Below are 18,138 nucleotides of genomic sequence, written 5' to 3' on the forward strand. Positions count from 1 at the left end.
GCCCCCTAGTGGGGCGTTTTTGCTATCTGTCGATTTCGTTGTAGAGGCTTTCGAGCATGAACACTGTGCGTGAAACCATAGCCGCCATCGCCACCGCCCAGGGCCGCGGCGGCGTCGGTATCGTCAGGCTGTCCGGGCCGTTGGCCAGCCAGGCCGGCCTGGCCATCACCGGCCGTAGCCTGACCCCGCGCCACGCCCATTACGGCCCGTTCCGCGACGCCGATGGGCTGGTCCTGGACGAAGGCATCGCCTTGTTCTTCCCTGGACCGAATTCGTTCACCGGCGAAGATGTGCTCGAACTGCAGGGCCACGGTGGACCGGTGGTGATGGACATGCTCCTGCAACGTTGTCTGCAGCTGGGTTGCCGCCTGGCGCGTCCGGGTGAGTTCAGCGAGCGGGCGTTCCTCAACGACAAGCTCGACCTGGCCCAGGCCGAGGCTATCGCCGACCTGATCGAGGCCAGCTCGGCCCAGGCGGCACGCAATGCCTTGCGTTCGCTGCAAGGGGCGTTCTCCAAGCGCGTCCACGGCCTTACCGAGGCGCTGATCGCACTGCGTATCTACGTCGAAGCGGCCATCGACTTCCCCGAGGAGGAAATCGACTTCCTCGCCGATGGCCATGTGCTGAGGATGCTTGACGATGTGCGCACCGAGTTGGCTAGCGTACAGCGTGAGGCTGGGCAGGGGGCCTTGCTGCGTGACGGCATGACCGTGGTTATTGCTGGGCGCCCGAACGCAGGCAAGTCCAGCCTGCTCAACCAGCTGGCCGGGCGCGAGGCAGCTATCGTCACCGATATCGCCGGCACGACCCGGGACATCCTGCGCGAACATATCCACATCGATGGCATGCCTTTGCACGTGGTCGACACTGCCGGCCTGCGCGATACCGATGATCATGTGGAAAAAATTGGCGTCGAACGCGCCCTCAAGGCCATCAGCGAAGCGGATCGTGTCCTGCTGGTGGTGGACTCGACGGCACCCGAGGCCAGCGATCCGTTCGCATTGTGGCCGGAGTTCCTCGATCAGCGTCCCGATCCTGCCAAGGTCACGCTCATTCGCAACAAGGCGGATCTCAGCGGTGAGCAGGTTGGCCTGGAACAAAGCGATGACGGTCATGTGACCATCACTCTCAGCGCGCGTGACAGCGACACGGGCCTCGACCTGCTGCGTGACCACCTGAAGGCATGCATGGGTTATGAACAGACGGCAGAGAGCAGCTTCAGTGCTCGTCGCCGGCATCTGGAGGCCCTGCACCAGGCCAGTACACACCTGGAACATGGACATGCCCAGCTGACGCTGGCCGGTGCGGGTGAATTGCTGGCCGAAGATCTGCGTCAGGCCCAACAGGCGCTGGGGGAAATCACCGGGGCATTCAGTTCCGATGACCTGCTCGGGCGCATTTTCTCGAGTTTCTGCATCGGAAAATAGTCCACAGGCTGGGATTCCAGGGCCGCTCCTATCCAGGAGCGGCTTTTTTTTGCCTGCGATTCAAGTGCGTGAGGCTGACATGGCCCAGAAAACGGCAAAGCCAATGCCATTCATCGCGTTGAGGAGGAAAGCGATTTCATCAACAGGTGCGCTGTCGTGCATCTAAGCTCTGTGGAAAACTCACCTTCAGCTCCGTTGATAACACGGCTTTTTTTCTGAGGACAAACCGGCCTGTGGGTAACAAGCGTTTTCATCCACAGCTTACACGCGGTTATCCATACCCCTCAGGCCCCTCCAGACACAGGGTTATGAAATCCTGTAGGCATTGCCAACATTGGGCTGTATGCACTTATCCACATGTGGATAGGCGCCTAAGAATAAACATAAAAACAAAGCTTTTATAAATTTTTCCTCTTTGTTTACTTCTGTCTGCCACTCATCCACAGACTGATCAAATTTTGCTCAGACGGTTTCTTTGAAGGGGAGGAAGTCCCTATACTTGTCCGCTTACCTTCTCTATTCGCAAAAACAGGCACGAGGTGCGTGGTGGATTTCCCTTCCCGTTTTGAAGTGATCGTCATCGGCGGCGGCCATGCCGGTACCGAGGCTGCGCTTGCGTCTGCACGCATGGGGGTGAAAACCCTGCTGCTGACCCATAACGTGGAAACCCTCGGTCACATGAGTTGCAACCCGGCCATCGGTGGCATCGGCAAGAGCCACCTGGTCAAGGAAATCGATGCGCTCGGCGGCGCCATGGCGCTGGCCACCGACAAGAGCGGCATCCAGTTCCGCATCCTGAACAACCGCAAGGGCCCGGCCGTACGCGCCACCCGTGCGCAGGCCGACCGCGCTATCTACAAGGCGGTGGTGCGCGAGATCCTGGAAAATCAGCCGAACCTGTGGATATTCCAGCAGTCCTGCGACGACCTGATCGTCGAGCAGGACCAGGTCAAGGGTGTGGTCACCCAGATGGGCCTGCGGTTCTTCGCCGACTCCGTGGTCCTGACCAGCGGCACCTTCCTCGGTGGACTTATCCACATCGGTCTGCAGAACTATTCCGGCGGCCGCGCCGGCGACCCTCCCGCCAACGCCCTGGCCAACCGCATGCGTGAGTTGCCGCTGCGCGTCGGTCGCCTGAAGACCGGTACCCCGCCGCGTATCGATGGCCGCTCGGTGGACTTCTCGGTGATGACCGAGCAGCCCGGCGACACGCCGATCCCGGTGATGTCGTTCATGGGCAATGCCGAGATGCACCCGCGACAGGTCAGTTGCTGGATTACCCACACCAATGCCCGTACCCACGAGATCATCGCCTCGAACCTCGACCGTTCGCCGATGTACTCCGGGGTGATCGAAGGCATCGGCCCACGCTACTGCCCGTCGATCGAAGACAAGATCCATCGTTTCGCCGACAAGGAAAGCCACCAGGTGTTCATCGAGCCGGAAGGCCTGACCACCCACGAGCTTTATCCCAACGGCATCTCGACCTCGCTGCCGTTCGACGTGCAGTTGGAGATCGTCCGCTCGATCCGAGGCATGGAGAACGCGCACATCGTTCGGCCGGGCTATGCCATCGAGTACGACTACTTCGACCCGCGAGACCTCAAGTACAGCCTCGAGACCAAGGTCATCGGTGGCCTGTTCTTCGCCGGACAGATCAACGGCACCACCGGCTACGAAGAGGCCGGCGCCCAGGGCCTGCTGGCCGGGACCAATGCCGCGCTGCGCGCCCAGGGCCGCGAAAGCTGGTGCCCGCGCCGTGACGAGGCGTACATCGGAGTGCTGGTCGACGACCTGATCACCCTCGGTACCCAGGAGCCGTACCGCATGTTCACCTCGCGTGCCGAATACCGGCTGATCCTGCGCGAGGACAACGCCGACCTGCGTCTGACCGAGAAAGGCCGCGAACTGGGCCTGATCGACGACCAGCGCTGGGCGGCGTTCTGCGCCAAGCGCGAAGGCATCGAGCGCGAGGAACAGCGCCTGAAGAGCACCTGGGTACGCCCGGGTACGCCGCAAGGCCAGGCCATTGTGGATAAGTTCGGCACGCCGCTGGCCCATGAGTACAGCCTGCTCAACCTGCTCGCTCGCCCGGAAGTCGACTACGCTGGGCTGATCGAGGCGACCGAAGGTGAAGTGATCGATCCACAGGTCGCCGAACAGGTCGAGATCAAGACCAAGTACGCCGGTTACATCGATCGCCAACAGGAAGAGATCGCCCGTCTGCGTGCCAGCGAAGACACCCGCTTGCCTGTGGATATCGACTACACCACGATTTCCGGGCTGTCCAAGGAAATCCAGGGCAAGCTCGGGCAGACACGTCCCGAGACCCTGGGCCAGGCCTCGCGTATTCCTGGCGTCACCCCGGCGGCGATCTCCCTGTTGCTGATTCACTTGAAAAAACGCGGCGCAGGCCGCGAATTGGAGCAAAGCGCTTGAGTTCCCTGGTCACCCCGCAACACGCCGAAGAGTTGTCCACAGGCGCGCGCCAGCTCGGTGTCGAGTTGAGCGCGCAGCAGCACGAGTTGCTGCTGGGCTACCTGGCCCTGTTGATCAAATGGAACAAGGCTTACAACCTGACCGCGGTGCGCGATCCGGACGAGATGGTCTCGCGCCATCTGCTCGACAGCCTCAGTGTCATGCCATTCATCCCTCACGACACCCAGCGCTGGCTGGACGTCGGCAGTGGTGGCGGCATGCCGGGCATCCCGCTGGCCATCCTGCACCCGCACAAGCAGGTGACGGTGCTCGACAGCAACGGCAAGAAGACCCGCTTCCTGACCCAGGTGAAGATGGAGCTGAAACTGGACAACCTCACGGTTATCCACAACCGTGTCGAGGACGTGCAGCCCGAGCAGCCGTTCTGCGGAATCATCTCCCGCGCCTTCAGCAGCATGGAGAATTTCACCAACTGGACCCGCCACCTGGGTGACGCCCGTACGCAATGGCTTGCAATGAAGGGGCTGCATCCTGCCGATGAACTGGTAGCATTGCCCGCAGACTTCACAGTGGAAAGCGAGCAGGCCCTGACCGTTCCAGGTTGCCAGGGCCAGCGCCATCTGCTGATACTGCGCCGCAAGGCATGACTGGGAACACACGCAACAATGGCTAAGGTATTCGCAATCGCGAACCAGAAAGGTGGTGTGGGCAAGACCACCACCTGCATCAATCTCGCCGCATCGCTGGCCGCGACCAAGCGTCGCGTGCTGCTGATCGACCTCGATCCACAAGGCAACGCCACCATGGGCAGCGGTGTGGATAAACACGAGCTCGAGCACTCGGTGTACGACCTGCTGATCGGGGAGTGCGACCTGACCCAGGCCATGCACTATTCCGAGCATGGTGGTTTCCAGCTGCTGCCGGCCAACCGCGACCTGACCGCCGCCGAGGTGGTGCTGCTCGAGATGCAGATGAAGGAGAGTCGCCTGCGCAACGCTCTGGCGCCGATCCGCGAGAACTACGACTACATCCTCATCGACTGCCCGCCGTCGCTGTCGATGCTGACCCTCAATGCCCTGGTCGCCTCCGATGGCGTGATCATCCCCATGCAGTGCGAGTACTACGCGCTGGAAGGTCTCAGCGACCTTGTGGATAACATCAAGCGCATCGCCGCCCGGTTGAACCCGGAGCTGAAGATCGAAGGCCTGCTGCGGACCATGTACGACCCGCGCCTGAGCCTGAACAACGATGTTTCGGCGCAGCTCAAGGAGCACTTCGGCGACCAGCTGTACGACACGGTCATCCCGCGCAATATCCGCCTGGCCGAGGCGCCGAGCTTCGGCATGCCGGCGCTGGCGTACGACAAGCAGTCCCGCGGCGCGCTGGCCTATCTGGCGCTGGCCGGGGAACTGGTACGCCGTCAGCGCCGTCCATCACGCACTGCACAAACAACTTAAGGAATCCGCATGGCCATCAAGAAACGCGGTCTCGGACGTGGGTTGGATGCACTGCTCAGTGGTCCTTCCGTCAGCGCGCTCGAGGCGCAGGCTGTCAAGATCGACCAGAAAGAACTGCAACAACTGCCGGTTGAGCTGATCCAGCGCGGCAAGTACCAGCCGCGTCGCGACATGGATCCGCAGGCGCTGGAAGAACTCGCGCACTCGATCCGCACCCACGGCGTCATGCAGCCGATCGTGGTTCGCCCGATCGGCGACAACCGCTACGAGATCATCGCCGGTGAACGGCGCTGGCGCGCTACCCAGCAGGCCGGCCTGGACACGGTTCCGGCCATGGTCCGCGAGGTGCCGGACGAAGCTGCCATCGCCATGGCGCTGATCGAGAACATCCAGCGTGAGGACCTCAATCCGCTGGAAGAAGCCCTGGCCCTGCAGCGCCTGCAGCAGGAGTTCGAGCTGACTCAGCAGCAGGTGGCCGATGCCGTCGGCAAGTCGCGGGTGACCGTGGCCAACCTGCTGCGCCTGATCTCGCTGCCCGAGGCGATCAAGACCATGCTCGCCCACGGCGACCTGGAAATGGGCCACGCCCGTGCCTTGCTCGGTCTCGAGGAAGATCGTCAGGAAGAAGGGGCGCGTCACGTTGTCGCACGCGGACTGACCGTGCGCCAGACCGAGGCACTGGTGCGCCAGTGGCTCAACGGCAAGCCTGAGCCGGTGGAAGCGAGCAAAACTGATCCGGACATTGCGCGCCTCGAACAGCGTCTGGCAGAGCGCCTGGGCTCGGCGGTGCAAATCCGTCACGGCAACAAGGGCAAGGGCCAACTTGTCATTCGCTACAACTCCCTTGACGAGTTGCAGGGTGTGCTTGCTCACATCCGCTGAAACAATTCCCGTTGTAGCGCGCAGTCGGAAATCACTACCCAATAGTTGAATAGGGGTTAATCCACCCCTATACTCTGCGCGCATTTTGTCGGCACAAATTATGCCAAGTCATTGCTGACTGGGCGGTCGACTATCGAGGAGCAGTTGTGATGGAAATCCGCACGCCAAACCGCCTGCCTTTCCATCGCTGGGCGGTTTTTCCGGTACTGCTGGCTCAATTTGTCGTGCTGCTGCTGGCAACGTTGGTGTTGTGGCAGTGGAAAGGGGTGGTCAGTGGATATTCAGGTCTCTGCGGAGGCTTGATTGCCTGGCTGCCCAATGTGTATTTCGCCTGGAAGGCTTTTCGCTTCAGCGGAGCCCGGGCGGCGCAGGCCATCGTCAAGTCGTTCTACGCAGGCGAGGCAGGCAAGATGATTTTGACGGCAGTGCTGTTCGCACTGACCTTCGCAGGAGTGAAGCCATTGGCGCCGTTGGCAGTATTCGGCGTCTTCGTGCTGACCCTTTTGGTCAGCTGGTTCGCGCCCCTGCTGATGAATAAAAGACTTTCGAGACCTTAGGGCGTTTGAGGCAACCATGGCAGCAGAAACCGCTTCGGGCTATATCCAGCACCACTTGCAGAACCTGACCTACGGTCAACTACCAGACGGCAGCTGGGGCTTCGCCCATTCGGCTGCAGAAGCCAAGGCAATGGGCTTCTGGGCGTTCCACCTGGACACCCTGGGCTGGTCCGTTGCGCTGGGTCTGATCTTCCTCTTCATTTTCCGCATGGCAGCCAAGAAGGCCACTTCCGGCCAGCCTGGTGGTCTGCAGAACTTCGTCGAGGTCATGGTGGACTTCGTCCATGGCAGCGTGAAGGACTCCTTCCACGGCCGCAGCCCGGTGATCGCCCCGCTGGCACTGACCATCTTCGTCTGGGTCTTCCTGATGAACGCCATCGACCTGGTACCGGTCGACTGGATTCCTCAGCTGGCCATGCTGATTTCCGGTGATCCGCACATTCCGTTCCGCGCGGTGTCGACCACCGACCCGAACGCGACCCTGGCCATGGCCTTCTGCGTGTTCGCCCTGATCATCTTCTACAGCATCAAGATCAAGGGCCTGGGCGGCTTCCTCGGCGAGCTGACCCTGCACCCGTTCGGCAGCAAGAACATCTTCGTGCAGATCCTGCTGATCCCGGTGAACTTCCTGCTCGAATTCGTCACCCTGATCGCCAAGCCGATCTCGCTGGCACTGCGTCTGTTCGGCAACATGTACGCCGGCGAACTGGTGTTCATCCTGATCGCCGTGATGTTCGGCGCCGGCATCCTCTGGCTCAGCGGCCTGGGTGTGGTGCTGCAGTGGGCGTGGGCCGTGTTCCACATCCTGATCATCACCCTGCAAGCCTTCATCTTCATGATGCTCACCATCGTCTACCTGTCGATGGCTCACGAAGATAACCATTAAGACCGCCTGGCGTGTCTGATAGCCTTCCCCGCCGGTTCGGGGGGAGGGCTTTAAAAGTCCGCAAGGGCAGCTGTACCTAACGATTTGTTTTACCGCTTCAAACTAAAAACCTAACCAATACGACGTAAAAGTCGGGAGGAAAGATGGAAACTGTAGTTGGTCTGACCGCTATCGCTGTTGCTCTGCTGATCGGCCTGGGTGCCCTGGGTACCGCCATTGGTTTCGGCCTGCTGGGCGGCAAGTTCCTGGAAGGTGCTGCTCGTCAGCCAGAAATGGTTCCGATGCTGCAGGTCAAAATGTTCATCGTTGCCGGTCTGCTCGACGCCGTAACCATGATCGGTGTTGGTATCGCTCTGTTCTTCACCTTCGCAAACCCCTTCGTTGGTCAGATCGCCGGCTAATCACTCGTTTCTTACGAGTTGATTGGTGTGATGGACAAAGACCGAGCGAGGTGTTGGCGTGAACATTAATGCAACCCTGATTGGCCAATCCGTTGCTTTTCTGATTTTTGTACTCTTCTGCATGAAGTACGTATGGCCTCCGGTCATCACTGCTCTGCAAGAGCGCCAAAAGAAGATTGCCGACGGCTTGGACGCTGCCAACCGCGCAGCTCGCGACCTGGAGCTGGCCCAAGAAAAAGCGGGTCAGCAACTGCGTGAAGCGAAGGCACAGGCAGCCGAAATCATTGAGCAAAGCAAGAAACGCGCTGCTCAGCTTGTCGAGGAAGCCCGTGAACAGGCTCGCGTCGAAGCTGACCGTGTGAAGGCTCAGGCTCAAGCCGAGATCGAACAGGAACTGAACAGCGTCAAAGACGCCCTGCGTGCCCAAGTGGGTGCCCTGGCCGTTGGCGGTGCTGAAAAGATCCTTGGCGCCACAATCGATCAAAACGCGCATGCGGAGCTGGTTAACAAACTGGCCGCTGAAATTTAAGCGAGGGCGATCATGGCAGAACTGACCACGTTGGCCCGACCTTACGCTAAGGCTGCCTTCGAGCATGCCCAGGCCCATCAGCAACTGGCCAATTGGTCAGCCATGCTCGGCCTGGCTGCTGCGGTGTCGCAAGACGACACCATGCAGCGCCTGCTCAAGGCCCCGCAACTGACTAGCGCAGAAAAGGCCGCCGCATTCATTGAAGTGTGCGGTGACAAGTTTGACGCCAAGGCACAGAATTTCATTCATGTTGCCGCGGAAAACGAACGTCTCCTGCTTCTGCCGGAGATTTCGACTCTGTTCGACCTGTACAAGGCCGAGCAAGAGAAATCCGTGGACGTGGAAGTCACCAGTGCTTTTGCGTTGAACCAAGAACAGCAAGACAAACTCGCCAAGGTTCTCAGTGCACGGTTAGGCCAGGAAGTGCGCCTGCACGCGTCGGAGGATGCCAGCCTGATCGGCGGCGTCGTCATCCGCGCTGGCGACCTGGTAATCGACGGTTCGGTTCGCGGGAAAATCGCGAAACTGGCCGAAGCCTTGAAATCTTGAGTTTGAAGGGGCAGCAGAGCAATGCAGCAACTCAATCCTTCCGAAATTAGTGAAATCATCAAGGGCCGCATCGACAACCTCGATGTCGGCTCCCAAGCCCGTAACGAAGGTACCGTCGTTTCGGTTTCCGACGGCATCGTGCGGATCCACGGTCTGGCCGACGTCATGTACGGCGAAATGATCGAGTTCCCTGGCAGCGTATTCGGCATGGCCCTGAACCTGGAGCAAGACTCCGTAGGTGCAGTGATCCTGGGTGCCTATGACACCCTCGCCGAAGGCATGAGCGCCAAGTGCACCGGTCGCATCCTGGAAGTTCCGGTTGGTAAGGAACTGCTGGGTCGCGTCGTCGACGCACTGGGTAACCCGATCGACGGCAAAGGTCCTCTGGGCAACACCCAGACCGACGCGGTCGAGAAAGTAGCTCCAGGCGTAATCTGGCGTAAGTCGGTAGACCAGCCTGTACAGACTGGCTACAAGTCCGTCGACGCCATGATCCCTGTCGGCCGTGGCCAGCGCGAGCTGATCATCGGTGACCGTCAGATCGGCAAGACCGCCATGGCCATCGACGCCATCATCAACCAGAAAGACTCCGGTATTTTCTGTGTTTATGTTGCAGTCGGCCAGAAGCGCTCCACCGTTGCCAACATCGTTCGCAAGCTGGAAGAAGCCGGCGCCCTGGCCAACACCATCGTGGTCGTTGCCAGTGCCTCGGAATCCGCCGCACTGCAGTTCCTGGCGCCTTACGCCGGCTGCACCATGGGCGAGTTCTTCCGTGACCGCGGTGAAGACGCCCTGATCGTTTACGATGACCTGTCCAAGCAGGCCGTTGCCTACCGTCAGATCTCCCTGCTGCTGCGCCGTCCACCAGGACGTGAAGCGTACCCAGGCGACGTGTTCTATCTCCACTCCCGTCTGCTGGAGCGTGCATCGCGCGTTTCCGAAGAGTACGTCGAGAAGTTCACCAACGGTGCCGTAACTGGCAAGACTGGCTCGCTGACCGCTCTGCCGATCATCGAAACCCAGGCTGGCGACGTTTCCGCGTTCGTTCCGACCAACGTGATCTCGATCACCGACGGTCAGATCTTCCTGGAATCGGCCATGTTCAACGCAGGCATCCGTCCTGCCGTTAACGCCGGTGTGTCGGTATCCCGTGTTGGTGGTGCCGCCCAGACCAAGATCATCAAGAAGCTGTCCGGTGGTATCCGTACCGCCCTGGCCCAGTACCGTGAACTGGCGGCCTTCGCCCAGTTCGCTTCGGACCTGGACGAGGCTACCCGCAAGCAGCTGGAGCATGGTCAGCGCGTTACCGAGCTGATGAAGCAGAAGCAGTACGCGCCAATGTCGATCGCCGACATGGCCCTGTCGCTGTACGCCGCTGAGCGTGGTTTCCTGACCGACGTAGAAGTCTCCAAGGTTGGCAGCTTCGAGCAAGCTCTGATTGCCTACTTCAACCGTGATCACGCCGAACTGATGGCCAAGATCAACGTGAAGGGTGACTTCAACGACGAAATCGACGCTGGCATGAAAGCCGGTATCGAGAAGTTCAAGGCCACCCAGACCTGGTAAGCCGCAGCGGGGGCTCCGGCCCCCGCTTGCTAACCTGATAGGTGATACATGGCAGGCGCAAAAGAGATTCGCAGTAAGATTGCGAGCATCAAAAGCACGCAAAAAATTACCAGCGCCATGGAGAAAGTGGCGGTCAGCAAGATGCGCAAGGCACAAATGCGCATGGCTGCTAGCCGTCCTTACGCGGAGCGTATCCGCCAGGTGATCGGTCATCTGGCCAACGCCAACCCGGAATACCGCCACCCGTTCATGATCGAGCGCCCTGTAAAGCGCGCCGGTTATATCGTGGTGAGCAGTGACCGTGGTCTGTGCGGTGGCTTGAACACCAACCTGTTCAAGGCCCTGGTCAAGGACATGGGCGAAAACCGCGAGCAGGGCGTTGAAATCGACCTGTGCGTGATCGGCAGCAAGGGTGCGACTTTCTTCCGCATCTTTGGCGGCAACGTCGTAGCCGCGATCAGCCACCTGGGCGAAGAGCCATCGATCAACGATCTGATCGGCTCCGTCAAAGTGATGCTGGACGCCTACCTCGACGGCCGTATCGATCGCCTCTCGGTGGTTTCGAACAAGTTCATCAACACCATGACCCAAAAACCGACGGTCGAGCAGTTGGTACCGTTGGTGGCAACCCCGGATCAGGAACTCAAGCACCACTGGGACTACCTGTACGAACCCGACGCAAAAGAGCTGCTGGACGGCTTGATGGTGCGTTACGTGGAGTCGCAGGTGTACCAGGCGGTGGTCGAGAACAACGCTGCTGAACAAGCGGCCCGGATGATCGCCATGAAGAACGCCACAGACAACGCCGGTGATTTGATCAAAGAGCTTCAGTTGATCTACAACAAGGCGCGTCAGGCTGCGATCACCCAGGAGATCTCGGAAATCGTCGGCGGCGCTGCCGCGGTTTAACGGTTCAAAAATTCAGAGGATCCAGCTATGAGTAGCGGACGTATCGTTCAAATCATCGGCGCCGTCATCGACGTGGAATTCCCACGTGATGCCGTGCCGAGTGTTTACAACGCGCTGAAAGTACAAGGCGCGGAAACCACCCTGGAAGTTCAGCAGCAGCTGGGCGACGGCGTGGTTCGTACCATTGCGATGGGCTCGACCGAAGGTCTGAAGCGTGGTCTGGATGTCGTCGACACCAAGGCTGCCATCTCGGTACCTGTCGGCAAGGCAACCCTGGGCCGTATCATGGACGTCCTGGGCAACCCGATCGACGAAGCCGGCCCGATCGGCGAAGAAGAGCGTCGCGGTATCCACCAGCCAGCGCCTTCGTTCGCTGACCAGGCAGGCGGCAACGACCTGCTGGAAACCGGCATCAAGGTTATCGACCTGGTCTGCCCGTTCGCCAAGGGTGGTAAGGTTGGTCTGTTCGGTGGTGCCGGCGTCGGCAAGACCGTCAACATGATGGAACTGATCCGTAACATCGCCATGGAACACAGCGGTTACTCCGTGTTCGCTGGTGTGGGTGAGCGTACTCGTGAGGGTAACGACTTCTACCACGAGATGAAGGACTCCAACGTTCTCGACAAGGTAGCGCTGGTCTACGGTCAGATGAACGAGCCACCAGGAAACCGTCTGCGCGTAGCGCTGACCGGCCTGACCATGGCTGAGAAGTTCCGTGACGAAGGTAACGACGTTCTGCTGTTCGTCGACAACATCTATCGTTACACCCTGGCCGGTACCGAAGTATCCGCACTGCTGGGCCGTATGCCTTCGGCAGTAGGTTACCAGCCGACCCTGGCCGAAGAGATGGGCGTTCTGCAAGAGCGTATCACTTCGACCAAGGAAGGTTCGATCACCTCCGTCCAGGCCGTATACGTACCTGCGGACGACCTGACCGACCCGTCGCCAGCGACCACCTTCGCCCACCTGGACGCCACCGTCGTTCTGTCCCGTGACATCGCTTCCCTGGGTATCTACCCAGCGGTCGACCCACTGGACTCGACTTCGCGCCAGCTGGACCCGAACGTGATCGGCACCGAGCACTACGACACCGCTCGTGGCGTTCAGTATGTTCTGCAGCGTTACAAAGAGCTGAAGGACATCATTGCGATCCTGGGTATGGACGAACTGTCCGAAGCCGACAAGCAACTGGTTGCCCGCGCTCGTAAGATCCAGCGCTTCCTGTCGCAGCCGTTCTTCGTGGCCGAAGTCTTCACCGGCTCGCCAGGCAAGTACGTTTCGCTCAAGGACACCATCGCTGGCTTCAGCGGCATCCTCAAAGGTGACTACGACCACCTGCCAGAACAAGCGTTCTACATGGTCGGCAGCATCGACGAAGCGATCGAGAAAGCCAAGAAACTGTAATCCCGGCGCCCCGCAAGGGGCGCTAATCAGGTTGAGGCAAGCAGATGGCTATGACAGTCCATTGCGATATCGTCAGCGCGGAAGGAGAGATCTTCTCCGGCCTGGTCGAGATGGTAGTAGCGCACGGCAACCTGGGCGATCTGGGTATCGCTCCAGGCCACGCGCCGCTGATCACCAATCTCAAGCCTGGTCCGATCACGCTGACCAAGCAAGGTGGCGATCGTGAGGTGTTCTACATCTCCGGTGGCTTCCTCGAAGTGCAGCCGAACATGGTCAAGGTTCTTGCCGACACCGTGCAGCGCGCTGCCGACCTGGACGAAGCTCAGGCTCAGGAAGCCCTCAAGGCTGCTGAGAATGCGCTGAATGCGAAAAGCTCGGACTTCGACTACGGTGCTGCTGCCGCACGTCTGGCCGAGGCTGCAGCTCAGCTGCGTACTGTCCAGCAATTGCGCAAAGGCAAGTAATCCGGCCTTGGCCGTTTACTTCTGCTGTGATTGAGTTAAAGGGTAGCCTCGGCTACCCTTTTTCTTTTTCCGATTTTCCCTTTTGGTCACATCCCTGACCGCCCAGGATTGGTAGCCAGTCAATGTCCCTCGATATCGTCATTCTCGCCGCAGGCCAAGGTACCCGCATGCGTTCCGCGCTGCCCAAGGTGCTGCACCCGGTGGCCGGCAACTCCATGCTTGGCCACGTTATCCACAGCGCGCGCCAACTACAGCCCAAGGGCATTCATGTGGTCATTGGTCATGGCGCCGAACTGGTGCGTGATCGCCTTGCTGCTGACGATCTGAATTTCGTCATGCAGGACAAGCAGCTGGGCACCGGCCATGCCGTTGCTCAGGCGTTGCCTGCCATTACCGCCGACACGGTGCTGGTACTGTACGGCGATGTACCGTTGATCGAGGTGGAAACCCTGCAGCGCCTGCTGGCCAAGGTCAGCGCCAGCCAGTTGGGCCTGTTGACCGTGAACCTGGCCGACCCCACCGGCTATGGCCGCATCGTCCGTGACGAGCAGGGCAAGGTCACCGCGATCGTCGAGCACAAGGACGCCAGCGAAGCGCAGAAGGCAATCAAGGAAGGCAATACCGGCATCCTCGCCATGCCTGCCGCGCGCCTGGCCGACTGGATGGGCCGCCTGTCCAACAACAACGCCCAGGGCGAGTATTACCTGACCGACGTGATCGCCATGGCCGTGGCCGATGGCCTGGTGGTCGCCACCGAGCAGCCACACGATCCGATGGAAGTGCAGGGGGCCAATGACCGCCGCCAGCTGTCCGAGCTCGAGCGTCATTACCAGCTGCGCGAAAGCCGCCGGCTGATGGCCTTGGGCGTGACCCTGCGCGATCCGGCGCGTTTCGACGTGCGTGGCGAAGTAACCGTCGGTCGCGACGTGCTGATCGATATCAACGTGATCCTCGAAGGCAAGGTGGTGATCGAGGACGACGTGCAGATCGGCCCAAACTGCGTGATCAAGGACAGCACCCTGCGCAAGGGCGTGGTGATCAAGGCCAACAGCCATATAGAAGGTGCTGTGATGGGCGAGGGCAGCGATGCCGGCCCGTTCGCGCGCCTGCGTCCGGGCAGTGTGCTGGAAGCCCGGGCCCATGTGGGTAACTTCGTCGAGCTGAAGAATGCTCACCTGGGCGAGGGTGCCAAGGCTGGTCACCTGACCTACCTGGGCGACGCCCAGATCGGCGCGCGCAGCAACATCGGTGCCGGCACCATCACCTGCAACTACGACGGTGCGAACAAGTTCCGTACGGTGATGGGCGAGGATGTGTTCATCGGCTCCAACAACTCTTTGGTGGCACCTGTGGAAATCGAGGCCGGTGCCACCACGGCGGCAGGCTCGACCATCACCCTGGCGGTCGAGCCCGGACAACTGGCAGTTGCCCGCGCTCGCCAGCGCAACATCGACGGCTGGAAGCGTCCGGAGAAAATCAAGAAGAGCTGAGTTATACACAGCGCTTGATGGAAATGGCCGACTTATGTGAATAAGTCGGCTTTTTTATTTGGCGCTGTCCGAGCAGGGGTCATGCATCGGAAAACGCACGTCCGACTTGACGAAGGGCCATTGTTAGGTTTTGATTGCAACACTTAACTTTCGAAACGAAACTTACGAGCCAAATGTCGAAACGAAACACCCCCCAGCGTCGCCACAACATCCTTGCCTTGCTCAATGAGCAGGGTGAGGTCAGTGTCGATGCCTTGGCCAAGCGTTTCGAAACCTCCGAAGTGACCATTCGCAAGGACCTCGCCGCCCTCGAAGCCAACGGCCTGCTGCTGCGCCGCTATGGTGGTGCCGTGCCGGTGCCTCAGGAACTGCTCGACAATGTCCAGCCGGTGTCGCTGTACAAGCAGGCCATCGCCCGTGCGGCGGTGACACGCATCCGCGAGCATGCGCGGATCATCATCGACAGTGGCAGCACCACTGCGGCGATGATTCCGCAACTGGGACGCCAGCCAGGCCTGGTGGTGATGACCAACTCGCTGAATGTCGCCCGTGCCATCAGCGAACTGGAACACGAACCGGTACTGCTGATGACCGGCGGCACCTGGGACCCGCACTCGGAGTCGTTCCAGGGCCAGGTCGCCGAGCAGGTGCTGCGCTCCTACGATTTCGATCAGTTGTTCATCGGTGCCGACGGCATCGACCTGGAGCGTGGCACCACCACCTTCAATGAACTGCTGGGGCTGAGCCGGGTCATGGCCGAAGTGGCCCGGGAGGTCATCGTGATGGTCGAGTCCGACAAGGTCGGCCGCAAGATCCCCAACCTGGAGCTGCCTTGGGGCAGCGTCAGTACCCTGATTACGGATGATCGCCTGCCTGTCGAGGCGCGCGACCAGATTCAAGCCCGCGGCATCAATCTCATCTGCGCCGCTATCAGCTAGGAGCAAAACCCATGTGTGGAATCGTTGGCGCCGTTGCCGAGCGCAATATCACCTCCATTCTTATCGAAGGCCTCAAGCGTCTGGAATACCGCGGGTATGACAGCGCCGGTCTGGCCGTCTTCAGCCAGCAGGGCGAGCTCGAGCGCCGCCGCCGTATCGGCAAGGTCAGCGAGCTCGAGGCCGCCGTCGCCGCCGAACCGCTGGCTGGCCACCTGGGTATCGCTCACACCCGCTGGGCGACCCACGGTGCGCCGAGCGAGCGCAACGCCCACCCGCACTTCTCCGGCAACGATGTGGCGGTAGTGCACAACGGCATCATCGAGAACCACGAAGCCCTGCGTGAAGAACTCAAGGGCCTGGGTTACGTATTCACTTCGGAAACCGACACCGAGGTCATCGTTCACCTGATCCACCACCTGCTCAAGTCCGTGCCGGACTTGACCGATGCGCTCAAGGCCGCGGTCCAGCGCCTGCATGGCGCCTATGGCCTGGCGGTGATCAGTGCCCGCCAGCCGGATCGTCTGGTCGCTGCCCGCAGCGGCAGCCCGTTGGTGATCGGTCTGGGCCACGGCGAGAACTTCCTGGCCTCCGACCAACTGGCCCTGCGCCAGGTCACCGACCGCTTCATGTACCTGGAAGAAGGCGATATCGCCGAAATCCGCCGTGACCACGTGAGTGTCTGGGACCAGGCCGGTCACGCCGTCCAGCGCGAGACCGTGCAGTACCACGAAGGTGCCGAAGCCGCGGACAAGGGTGTCTACCGCCACTTCATGCTCAAGGAGATTCACGAGCAGCCGAGCGTGGTGCAACGCACCCTCGAAGGTCGTCTGGGCAAGGACAACGTGATGGTCCAGGCCTTCGGTCCGCAGGCCGCCGAGCTGTTTGCCAAGGTGCGCAACGTGCAGATCGTTGCCTGTGGTACCAGCTACCACGCCGGCATGGTCGCCCGTTACTGGCTGGAAGGCCTGGCCGGCATCCCATGCCAGGTGGAAGTCGCCAGCGAGTTCCGCTACCGCAAGGTGGTGGTACAGCCAGACACCTTGTTCGTCTCGATCTCCCAGTCCGGCGAAACCGCCGATACCCTGGCTGCGTTGCGCAACGCCAAGGAACTGGGCTTCCTCGGCAGCCTGGCCATCTGCAACGTCGGCATCAGCTCGCTGGTGCGTGAATCCGACCTGACCTTGCTGACCCTGGCCGGCCCGGAAATCGGTGTTGCCTCGACCAAGGCCTTCACCACCCAGCTGGTGTCGCTGATGCTGCTGACCCTGGCCCTGGGCCAGGTGCGCGGTACTCTTGCGACCGGTGTCGAAGCCGAACTGGTGGAAGAGCTGCGCCGCCTGCCGGCTCGCCTGGGCGAGGCTTTGGCGATGGATGACGTAGTCGAGAAGACTGCCGAGCTGTTCGCCGACAAGCACCACACCCTGTTCCTCGGTCGTGGTGCCCAGTATCCGGTGGCGATGGAAGGTGCGCTCAAGCTCAAGGAAATCTCCTATATCCACGCCGAGGCCTATCCAGCCGGTGAGCTCAAGCATGGCCCATTGGCCCTGGTCGACAGTGACATGCCGGTGGTCACCGTGGCGCCGAACAACGAACTGCTGGAAAAGCTCAAGTCGAACCTGCAGGAAGTCCGTGCCCGTGGTGGCGAGTTGGTGGTGTTCGCCGATGAGCAGGCCGGCATGAGCAACGGTGAAGGCACCCATGTGATCAAGGTGCCGCACATCCATGACGCCCTGGCGCCGATCCTCTACACCATCCCGTTGCAGTTGCTGTCGTACTACGTCGCCGTGCTCAAGGGCACCGACGTCGACCAGCCGCGCAACCTGGCCAAGTCGGTGACAGTGGAGTAACGCTGCGGTTGTCGTCTTGCTGCTGATCTTGAAGATTAAAAACTGTTTCTGAGATTAAAAACTGTCGCAGAGAGGGAGCCGCCCCTGGCTTCCTCTCTCTAGACAGCCTTCCTTTCTCCCGTTTCCTCTCACGTAACCTGCTTTGGCGCCCTCAATGCCTTTGCCCATTCAGCCTGACGAATCGCTCGCGTCATACGTGCGGCGTAACTTGCACCTCAGCTGGCACATCGACATCCCGCTGACCTTCCATCAGCTCGGCACCCGCCTGTAGTGGTCAACAATTCCCGGACACAGAATTGAGTTTTTCCTCAGCAACCGCCGGCGGCACGAAACCGTTGTACTGATGTGGCCGTGTCCAGTTGTACCGCTGCATGAGATATCGCCCGATGTCCT

The 18,138-nt window shown here is 60.5% G+C and carries 17 protein-coding genes; all 17 read left to right on the forward strand.

Annotated features, from left to right (window positions below):
• The first annotated feature begins 56 nt into the window (after positions 1-56).
• The gene (gene mnmE / locus F3J43_RS19670; protein WP_166890645.1) at positions 57-1,427 is read left to right on the forward strand and encodes a tRNA uridine-5-carboxymethylaminomethyl(34) synthesis GTPase MnmE; all 1,371 of its coding nucleotides are present in this window, start codon (positions 57-59) and stop codon (positions 1,425-1,427) included.
• A 546-nt stretch (positions 1,428-1,973) separates the two neighbouring features.
• On the forward strand, positions 1,974-3,866 hold the full coding sequence (mnmG, locus tag F3J43_RS19675) for a tRNA uridine-5-carboxymethylaminomethyl(34) synthesis enzyme MnmG (protein ID WP_166890649.1): 1,893 nt from the start codon (positions 1,974-1,976) through the stop codon (positions 3,864-3,866).
• Entirely contained in the window at positions 3,863-4,513 is a 651-nt protein-coding gene (gene rsmG / locus F3J43_RS19680) for a 16S rRNA (guanine(527)-N(7))-methyltransferase RsmG (protein ID WP_166890652.1), read from the forward strand. Before mnmG ends, rsmG begins: the two co-directional genes overlap by 4 nt.
• A gap of 18 nt (positions 4,514-4,531) precedes the next feature.
• Positions 4,532-5,323 carry a ParA family protein gene (locus F3J43_RS19685; protein ID WP_166890655.1) on the forward strand — a complete coding sequence of 264 codons (792 nt, stop codon included), beginning with the start codon at positions 4,532-4,534 and terminating at the stop codon, positions 5,321-5,323.
• 9 nt (positions 5,324-5,332) lie between these two features.
• Positions 5,333-6,205: a ParB/RepB/Spo0J family partition protein gene (locus F3J43_RS19690; protein ID WP_166890658.1), complete on the forward strand. Its 873-nt coding sequence runs from the start codon at positions 5,333-5,335 to the stop codon at positions 6,203-6,205.
• A 149-nt stretch (positions 6,206-6,354) separates the two neighbouring features.
• Positions 6,355-6,762, forward strand: a complete 408-nt coding sequence (locus tag F3J43_RS19695; protein WP_011536507.1) for a F0F1 ATP synthase subunit I — start codon at positions 6,355-6,357, stop codon at positions 6,760-6,762.
• 16 nt (positions 6,763-6,778) lie between these two features.
• Positions 6,779-7,648: a F0F1 ATP synthase subunit A gene (atpB, locus tag F3J43_RS19700; protein WP_166890661.1), complete on the forward strand. Its 870-nt coding sequence runs from the start codon at positions 6,779-6,781 to the stop codon at positions 7,646-7,648.
• A gap of 143 nt (positions 7,649-7,791) precedes the next feature.
• On the forward strand, positions 7,792-8,049 hold the full coding sequence (gene atpE / locus F3J43_RS19705) for a F0F1 ATP synthase subunit C (RefSeq protein ID WP_003097235.1): 258 nt from the start codon (positions 7,792-7,794) through the stop codon (positions 8,047-8,049).
• A 58-nt stretch (positions 8,050-8,107) separates the two neighbouring features.
• Positions 8,108-8,578, forward strand: coding sequence for a F0F1 ATP synthase subunit B (locus F3J43_RS19710; protein ID WP_023383136.1), 471 nt, complete (start codon positions 8,108-8,110; stop codon positions 8,576-8,578).
• Positions 8,579-8,590: 12 nt separating this feature from the next.
• The gene (locus F3J43_RS19715; RefSeq protein WP_023628561.1) at positions 8,591-9,127 is read left to right on the forward strand and encodes a F0F1 ATP synthase subunit delta; all 537 of its coding nucleotides are present in this window, start codon (positions 8,591-8,593) and stop codon (positions 9,125-9,127) included.
• Positions 9,128-9,148: 21 nt separating this feature from the next.
• A complete protein-coding gene (atpA, locus tag F3J43_RS19720) occupies positions 9,149-10,693 on the forward strand; it encodes a F0F1 ATP synthase subunit alpha (protein WP_038707082.1) in 1,545 nt (514 codons plus the stop codon).
• Positions 10,694-10,741: 48 nt separating this feature from the next.
• Entirely contained in the window at positions 10,742-11,602 is an 861-nt protein-coding gene (gene atpG, locus F3J43_RS19725; protein ID WP_023628562.1) for a F0F1 ATP synthase subunit gamma, read from the forward strand.
• Positions 11,603-11,629: 27 nt separating this feature from the next.
• Positions 11,630-13,006 carry a F0F1 ATP synthase subunit beta gene (gene atpD, locus F3J43_RS19730; RefSeq protein ID WP_023628563.1) on the forward strand — a complete coding sequence of 459 codons (1,377 nt, stop codon included), beginning with the start codon at positions 11,630-11,632 and terminating at the stop codon, positions 13,004-13,006.
• 44 nt (positions 13,007-13,050) lie between these two features.
• Positions 13,051-13,470, forward strand: coding sequence for a F0F1 ATP synthase subunit epsilon (locus F3J43_RS19735; protein ID WP_011536500.1), 420 nt, complete (start codon positions 13,051-13,053; stop codon positions 13,468-13,470).
• Between the two features lie 122 nt (positions 13,471-13,592).
• Entirely contained in the window at positions 13,593-14,960 is a 1,368-nt protein-coding gene (glmU, locus tag F3J43_RS19740; RefSeq protein ID WP_166890664.1) for a bifunctional UDP-N-acetylglucosamine diphosphorylase/glucosamine-1-phosphate N-acetyltransferase GlmU, read from the forward strand.
• A gap of 173 nt (positions 14,961-15,133) precedes the next feature.
• Positions 15,134-15,898: a DeoR/GlpR family DNA-binding transcription regulator gene (locus F3J43_RS19745; protein WP_166890667.1), complete on the forward strand. Its 765-nt coding sequence runs from the start codon at positions 15,134-15,136 to the stop codon at positions 15,896-15,898.
• An 11-nt stretch (positions 15,899-15,909) separates the two neighbouring features.
• Entirely contained in the window at positions 15,910-17,745 is a 1,836-nt protein-coding gene (gene glmS / locus F3J43_RS19750) for a glutamine--fructose-6-phosphate transaminase (isomerizing) (RefSeq protein ID WP_166890672.1), read from the forward strand.
• Positions 17,746-18,138 lie beyond the last annotated feature (393 nt).

It is taken from the genome of Pantoea sp. Cy-639, from assembly GCF_011752525.1.
GTDB lineage: Bacteria > Pseudomonadota > Gammaproteobacteria > Pseudomonadales > Pseudomonadaceae > Aquipseudomonas.